Annotated in this window: 4 protein-coding genes; 3 read left to right on the forward strand and 1 reads right to left on the reverse strand. The window is 71.7% G+C overall.

Going from position 1 to position 5,396, the window contains the following annotated elements; all coding sequences use genetic code 11:
* The 3 genes from IJH84_RS23475 to IJH84_RS23485 form a co-directional block, all read left to right on the forward strand.
* Positions 1–2,733: DEAD/DEAH box helicase (locus IJH84_RS23475; protein ID WP_295149117.1), on the forward strand; the 2,733-nt coding region annotated here is incomplete at its 5' end.
* Between the two features lie 96 nt (positions 2,734–2,829).
* Positions 2,830–3,255 carry a DUF4333 domain-containing protein gene (locus tag IJH84_RS23480; protein ID WP_295149120.1) on the forward strand — a complete coding sequence of 142 codons (426 nt, stop codon included), beginning with the start codon at positions 2,830–2,832 and terminating at the stop codon, positions 3,253–3,255.
* 40 nt (positions 3,256–3,295) lie between these two features.
* Positions 3,296–4,522, forward strand: a complete 1,227-nt coding sequence (locus IJH84_RS23485) for a GNAT family N-acetyltransferase (protein WP_295149123.1) — start codon at positions 3,296–3,298, stop codon at positions 4,520–4,522.
* 24 nt (positions 4,523–4,546) lie between these two features.
* Here the strand turns inward: IJH84_RS23485 and IJH84_RS23490 are convergent, their stop codons facing one another.
* Entirely contained in the window at positions 4,547–5,194 is a 648-nt protein-coding gene (locus IJH84_RS23490; protein WP_295149126.1) for a hypothetical protein, read from the reverse strand.
* Positions 5,195–5,396 lie beyond the last annotated feature (202 nt).

Genomic DNA, 5,396 nt, shown 5'->3' on the forward strand with positions numbered 1-5,396 from the left:
TCGTACTCGGCGCACCGGCACCGCAGCGCGCACCCGAAGTTCGCGGAGTTCGCCGGTGAGCTCTCATTCGACCTGGACCCGTTCCAGCGCACCGCCTGCCAGGCCCTGGAGTCCGGGCACGGCGCGCTGGTGTGCGCGCCGACCGGCGCGGGCAAGACGGTGGTCGGGGAGTTCGCCGTGCACCTGGCGCTGGCCGAGGGCCGCCGCTGCTTCTACACCACCCCGATCAAGGCGCTGTCCAACCAGAAGTACGCCGACCTCTGCGAGCGCCACGGCACCGGCGCGGTCGGGCTGCTGACCGGCGACACCTCGATCAACGGGGACGCGCAGGTGGTGGTGATGACCACCGAGGTGCTGCGGAACATGCTCTACGCGAGTTCCCAGGGCATCGACCAGCTCGGCTACGTGGTGATGGACGAGGTGCACTACCTCGCCGACCGGTTCCGCGGCGCGGTGTGGGAGGAAGTGATCCTGCACCTGCCGCAGCAGGTGCAGCTGGCGAGCCTGTCGGCGACGGTCAGCAACGCCGAGGAGTTCGGCGAGTGGCTGGTCGAGGTCCGCGGCGACACCCGCGTCGTGGTCGACGAGCACCGCCCGGTGCCGCTGTGGCAGCACATGCTGGTGGGCTCGCGGATGTTCGACCTGTTCGGCGGGGAGACCGAGGACCGCGAGCTGAAGCTGAACCCGCGGCTGCTGCGGCACACCCAGGAACTCGCCCGCACGCACATGCCGCCGGGCCGCGGTCGCGGCGGCCCGCCGGGGCGGCGCAAGGGGCCGAAACCGCCGAAGTTCTTCACCCCGTCGCGGGTGGAGGTGCTGACCAACCTGGACGCGGCCGGGCTGCTGCCCGCGATCGTGTTCATCTTCAGCCGCGCCGGTTGCGACGCCGCGGTGAGCCAGTGCGTGCGCTCGGGCCTGCGGCTGACCACCGAGCACGAGGTGGACGAGATCCGCGAGGTGGTCGAGGAGCACACCGCCTCGCTGCCGGAGTCCGACCTGGAGGTGCTGGGTTACTGGGAGTGGCGGGACGCGCTGGAGCGCGGTGTCGCCGCCCACCACGCCGGCATGCTGCCCGCGTTCAAGGAGACCGTCGAGGAGCTGTTCGTGCGCGGCCTGGTCAAGGCCGTGTTCGCCACCGAGACCCTCGCGCTGGGCATCAACATGCCCGCCCGCACGGTGGTGCTGGAGCGGCTGGTCAAGTTCAACGGCGAGTCGCACGTCGACCTCACCCCCGGCGAGTACACCCAGCTCACCGGCCGGGCGGGCCGCCGCGGCATCGACGTGGAGGGCCACGCGGTCGTGATCTGGCAGCCGGGCGTGGACCCGAAGCAGGTCGCGGGGCTGGCTTCCACCCGCACGTACCCGCTGCGCTCGTCGTTCCGCCCCGGCTACAACATGGCGGTGAACCTGGTGCAGCGCGTCGGCCGGGACGCCTCGCGGGACCTGCTGGAGCAGTCGTTCGCGCAGTTCCAGGCGGACCGCTCGGTGGTCGGCATGTCCCGCCGGGTGGAGCGCAACGCCGAAGCGCTGGAGGGCTACGCCGAGTCGATGGAGTGCCACCTCGGCGACTTCGCCGAGTACTTCGCGCTGCGCCGCCGCATCAGCGACCGGGAGAAGGCGCTGGCCAAGCAGAACCGCGCGTCGCGGCGCGCGGAGGCGGCGAAGTCGGTGGAGAAGCTGCGCAAGGGCGACGTGATCCAGGTGCCGTCCGGCCGCCGCGCCGGGCTGGCCGTGGTGATCGATCCCGGGCTGGAGCCGATGGGCGAGCCGCGCCCGCTGGTGCTCACCGAGGACCGCTGGTCGGGCCGGTTGTCGGTGGCCGACTTCAGCTCGCCGGTGGAGGCGCTGGGCCGGATGAAGCTGCCCAAGCACGTCGACACCCGGTCCCCGAAGTCCCGCCGCGACCTGGCTTCCGGGCTGCGCGAGACCGGGATCGCCCCGCGCAGCGGGCGCGGCAAGCGGCGCGACGACTCGGGCGACGACGCGGAGCTGGCGAGCCTGCGCCGCGCGCTGAAGGCCCACCCGTGCCACGGCTGCGACGACCGCGAGAAGCACGCCCGCTGGGCCGAGCGGCACGAGCGGCTCCGCTCCGAGACCGACAACCTGCGCCGCAAGGTCGCGACCACGACGCATTCGCTGGCCCGCTCGTTCGACCGGATCATCGCGCTGCTGTCCGAGCGCGACTACGTGACGGTCGACGACCCGGACAAGCCGGTGACCGAGCACGGCCGCCGGCTCTCCCGCCTCTACAGCGAGTCGGATCTGCTGGCCGCGGAGTGCCTGCGGGTCGGCGTCTGGGATTCGCTGGGGCCACCGGAGCTGGCAGCGGTGGTCTCCTCGCTGGTCTACGAGTCGCGGCGGGAAGGCCCGATGGCGCCCGCGGTGCCATCCGGCGACGTGTCCGACGCGCTGGCCGCGACGTGGCGGTTGTGGGCCGAGCTGGAGGACGACGAGCGCAGGCACAAGCTCGACCGCACCCGCGAACCGGACCCGGGCTTCGCGTGGCCGGTGTTCCGCTGGGCCCGCGGCGAGTCGCTGGAGCGGGTGCTCACCGCCGCCGCGTCGACCGGGCACGAGCTTTCCGCCGGTGATTTCGTGCGCTGGTGCCGCCAGGTGATCGACCTGCTGGACCAGGTCGCCAAGGTCGCGGGCAAGTCCGACCCGGTCGGTTCGGCCGCGGCGAAGGCGGTCACCGCGATCCGGCGCGGTGTGGTGGCCGCCGGGGCGGTGTGATCATCGGCGTCCGGGCGCTGTGATTGGATTCGCGGGCGCGGTGTTGCGGGGGTCGCACCGTTCTCGCCCGCCTGAGCATTTCGTCCGGAGGTATTCATGACCGGCCCCTACGGCCCGCCCGGTGCCCCGCAACGGGGCACAGCTGCGCAACGTCCGCCGACCGGCTACCGCGGTGACCCCGGTCCCGCGGGACCGCGGCGCCGTTCCGGCAAGTTGCCGTGGTTGATCGGCGCGCTGGTGCTGCTGGTGGTGGCCGCGGCCGTCGCGTTCGTCGGGTTCGTTTCGCCCGGGCTGCTGGTGCGTCCCGAGCTGGACGCGACGAGCGTGCAGCAGGGCGTGCAGCAGACGTTGCGCACGTCTTACCGTCTCGGCGCCGTGCAATCGGTGCGCTGCCCGGCGGGGCAGGTCGCCGATCCGGGCAGCAGCTTCGAGTGCCAGGTCGACCTTGGCGGCGAGCGCAAGTCGGTGCCGGTGACGGTCCGCGATTCCTCCGGGGTGTACGAGGTCGGCTATCCGCGCTGAGCCGGAAATCCGTTCGACGGATCGCTTTCTCGCGGGCAAGATGCATGGGGTGAGCGAGGTCAACGTCCGGCCGCTGGCCGATTCCGAATTCCGCCCGGCGCTCGATCTGTTCGTCGCATCGTTGCAGCACGGCCAGCGCCCGTCGGAGGAGCGCTGGCAGCGTTCCTCCACCCGCTACGAGCCGGGGCGGGTGTTCGGCGCATTCCTCGACGGCGAACTCAGCGGCACCGCGATGTCGTTGCCTTCCACGCTGGTGGTGCCGGGCGGTGCGGTGCTGCCGTCGGCCGCGGTCACCGGTGTCGGCGTGCGCGCGGACCGGACTCGTCGGGGCTTGCTGCGCGGCTTGATGGACGCGCAGCTGACGGACACCAAGCGGCGCGGGGAGCCGCTGGCGATGCTGCACGCTTCGGAGACCGCGATCTACCCGCGCTTCGGCTACGGCATGGCCAGCCGCAGCCAGCGGGTGGCGCTGCGCCGTGCAGACGCGGTCCTGCGCCCCGATGCGCCCGGTGATGGCAACGTGCGCCTGCTCGACGGTGCGACGGCGGAGAAGCTGCTGCCGGAGACGTACGCGCGGATCGGAAATGCGCGGCACGGGATGATGGCGCGCAGCGAGGGCTGGTGGACGACGCGGCTGGCCGACACCGTCGACAACGGCGGCGGCATGTTCGTCGCGGTGCATTCCGGCCCGGACGGCGACGACGGTTTCGTGCTCTACGAGGCGGAGAAGACCGACCACATCTTCGGCAACGGCTCGATCACCGCGAAGGTCGTCGACCTGCACGCGGCCGACACCGCCGCGGAGGCTTCGCTGTGGCGCTTCCTGCTCGGCCTGGACCTGGTGACCGACGTGATCGCCCCGGACCGCCCGATGGACGAGGCGTTGTCCTGGTGGCTGGCGGATTCGCGCGCCTGCCAGGTAACCCGGGTCGACGACGATCTGTGGGTGCGGCTGGTGGATGTGCCGCACGCGCTGGCCGAGCGCACTTACGGCGCGGGCGAACCGGTGATCATCGAGGTGCGGGACGCGGTGCTGCCGGAGAACGCGGGCAACTACCGGATCACCTCCGACGACGCCGTGCCCTGCGACGAACCCGCACAGATCACGCTCGACGCGGACGCTCTCGGCTCGATCTACCTGGGCGAGGTAGCCCCTTCCACCCTCGCCGCCGCGAACCGCATCCAGGTGCACGACCCCGTGGCCCTGGCCCCCGCGGACGCGCTGTTCGCCACGGCGTGCCCGCCTTGGTGCGGCACCCAGTTCTGATCCGCGCCACGCGGTCGGTTCACCTCAGTCCAGCGGTGCGACCAGCAGCGGGAGCTCCCGGATGGCTTCCAGCCCGCAGGGCAGCCCCGCCAGCGCGCAGACCGCGCGGATGCCGAGGTAGTCGTCGAGCTCGGGATCGCAGGATCCCGCCGATTCGAAGGCGGCGCGCGCTTCGGCCGGGGCGTCCTCGGGGAGATCGCTCAGCTCGAACACCGCGCTCGCGTTGGTGAGCAGCTCGCCGCCGACCGCGTAGACGAAACCGGCCTGTCCGGTGATCGTGACGTAGCCGGTCGCCGCTGCTGCGCCTTCGCCGGAGAGCACTTGCGCGGTTTCCAGGTCCGGGTCCGCGGTCCTCAAGAAGCCGAGGGTGTGGCCGAGGTCGTCGTAGACGAAGGTCCAGTCGCCGACTCGCCCGGCCAGCAGCACCGCCGTCGGGTTCAGCGGCGCGATGGCGGCTCCGGGCAGCGACGTGTGCTCGTCGGGGCGTTCGGCGGGCAGTTCGCAAGAGGAGATCGACTGCCGATCGGCCCCCAGCAGTTCCAGCGCGCGCGCCGGTTCGAGGTCGCGGACCACGTGCACGAGGTGGTTCGGATCGTCGGGGGCGAGTTCGCTGATCCAGACCGGGCATCCGATTTCATCGACGGCTTCCGGATCGAACCCGGGCGTGGACATGCGATCTCCTCTTCGGTGCGCGCCGACTGCTCGCCACTCCTTTTTCGGGTGGCGGCGAAGACGACGCGATAATCGCCGGAATCCGGGTGTTCGCCGCGACGTTATGAGCAGCGCTCGCCGAGCACCGGGGAAATCCCTCGTTCTCGATCCGTTCCGGCCCGGGGACCGCTCCGGCGAATGCTCGTGCAGTCCCGGCGTATCA

The organism is Saccharopolyspora sp. (assembly GCF_017434145.1).
Taxonomy (GTDB): Bacteria; Actinomycetota; Actinomycetes; order Mycobacteriales; family Pseudonocardiaceae; genus Saccharopolyspora_C; species Saccharopolyspora_C galaxeae.